Origin of the sequence: Leptolyngbya sp. FACHB-36 (assembly GCF_014695955.1) — a bacterium.
GTDB lineage: Bacteria > Cyanobacteriota > Cyanobacteriia > Leptolyngbyales > Leptolyngbyaceae > FACHB-36.
The window spans coordinates 1-1911 of the sequence record NZ_JACJPG010000545.1 but is presented as its reverse complement, the minus strand read 5'-3'; the positions used below and the strand labels follow the sequence as shown (position 1 = coordinate 1911).

2 protein-coding genes and 1 pseudogene are annotated in these 1911 nt (G+C 51.4%); all 3 read left to right on the top strand.

Annotated features, from left to right (window positions below):
- A partial coding sequence (locus H6F43_RS23215) for a TIGR03279 family radical SAM protein (RefSeq protein WP_190343650.1) occupies positions 1 to 1209 on the top strand: 1209 nt, incomplete at its 5' end.
- A 3-nt stretch (positions 1210 to 1212) separates the two neighbouring features.
- Positions 1213 to 1686 carry a GNAT family N-acetyltransferase gene (locus H6F43_RS23210; protein ID WP_190343649.1) on the top strand — a complete coding sequence of 158 codons (474 nt, stop codon included), beginning with the start codon at positions 1213 to 1215 and terminating at the stop codon, positions 1684 to 1686.
- Positions 1687 to 1722: 36 nt separating this feature from the next.
- Positions 1723 to 1869 (top strand): annotated as a pseudogene (locus tag H6F43_RS23205) (Uma2 family endonuclease); the annotation flags it as partial.
- Between the last annotated feature and the right edge of the window lie 42 nt (positions 1870 to 1911).

Below are 1911 nucleotides of genomic sequence, written 5' to 3'. Positions count from 1 at the left end.
CTGATTGACTACCGATTTTTCTGCGCCGATGAGGTGCTGGAATTGGAGGTGCTGGATGCTAAAGGCAACAGCCATCACATCGAGATTGAAAAAGACTACGGCGAAGATTTAGGGCTGGAGTTTGAGACAGCGCTGTTCGATGCCTTGATCCAGTGCAACAATCGCTGTCCGTTTTGCTTTATTGACCAGCAGCCACCTGGAAAGCGCCAAAGCCTTTACTTCAAAGACGACGACTACCGCCTCAGCTTTCTCTACGGCAGCTATTTAACCCTGACAAATTTGACCCAGCGCGAGTGGGACCGGATCGAGCAGATGCGCCTCTCGCCGCTGTATGTTTCGGTCCATGCGACCGAGCCAGAGGTACGATCGCGCCTGCTGAAAAACCCTCGTGCCGGTCTGCTGCTAAATCAGTTGCGCTGGTTTCAGGAACGCCGCCTCCAGATCCATGCTCAGGTAGTCGTATGTCCTGGCATTAATGACGCAGAGCACCTGACGCGCACTCTGTTAGATCTGGCTCAGTTTCACCAGGACGAGATTCCCGCTGTCGCGTCGGTGGCTGTGGTGCCTGTTGGCTTGACGCGGTTTCGTCCGTCTGAGGATGAGTTAGTGCCCGTGACCCGTGAGAAGGCGCAGGAGACGATCGCTCAGGTGCAAGCGCTTCAGGCGAAGTTTCGGCAGCAGTTCGGCTCGACGTTCGCGTGGCTAGCGGATGAGTGGTTTCTACTTGCAGGACAAGAGCTACCGCCGGAATCGCACTACGAGGAGTATCCCCAGATTGGAAACGGGGTGGGATCAATTCGGCAGTTTCTGAAGCAGTTTGAGACAGCGGCGAAAAAACTACCGCAGCAGCGTAGCGGAACGCGACGGTTTGTTTGGGTGGTAGGGAATGCCGTAGAACTAGCGTTTCAACCGATCGTGCAGCGACTCAATCAGGTGGCAGGACTGGAAGTAGAGATGGTGGCGCTGTGCAGTGACTACTGGGGGCAAGCCATGACCGTGACGGGGCTACTCACTGGGCAGGATATTCTGCACGTGCTGCAAAATCGGGATCTGGGCGACGGGGTACTGCTGCCCTCGGTGATGCTAAAGCATGATGAGCCAAAGTTTTTGGACGACATGACGGTAGCAGAGTTGGCTGATCAACTGAATACTCGCATCGTTCCAGTCGATGGAATTGAAGGACTGCTTGAAGCGTGTATTCATGAGTGAAGAATGCTTGAAATCAAGCCAATGCAGCCTCACCAAGCCAAGGAAGTCAAGCAAGTTTTGATTACAGCATGCCAAGAGATCTTTCAGGCGTCAGAGGCATTGATTCGCCAATACGATTCGATGTCAGATATTGATAACGTTCAGGAGTACTATTTTAATAATAAGGGCACGTTTCTAGTTCTTATGGATAGCGATCGTGTCGTGGGTAGCGGCGCAGTTCGACGGTTGAGCAATCAGATCTGTGAGCTGAAGCGAATGTGGTTTCTTCCAGCCTATCGCGGACAGGGACTAGGACTAAAAATGGCTGAGATGCTTCTGGATTTTGCAAGAACAGCCGATTACCAAACGATTCGACTGGATACAGCAGATGCGCAAAAACAAGCGGCTGCTATCAGGTTATATAAGAAGCTTGGCTTCTATTCGATCGAGCGCTACAACGATGGTCCATGTACAGTCTTTATGGAAAAGCTACTTTGAGATCTGCCGAACTCCACCAACTTTAGATTGAGAACCATGACTGTCTTAACTACGCTCAATTTGGATGCGGTTCAACTGACAGATGAGCAGTTCTACCAATGCCAGAACGATTGGGAATTGCAGTTTGAACAGACAGCGGAAGGAACCTTAATCATCATGGCACCCGTAGGTGGAGACAGCGGTCCTCAAGCTAACGGCTAAACATCTATCTCTACTTCCACTAAG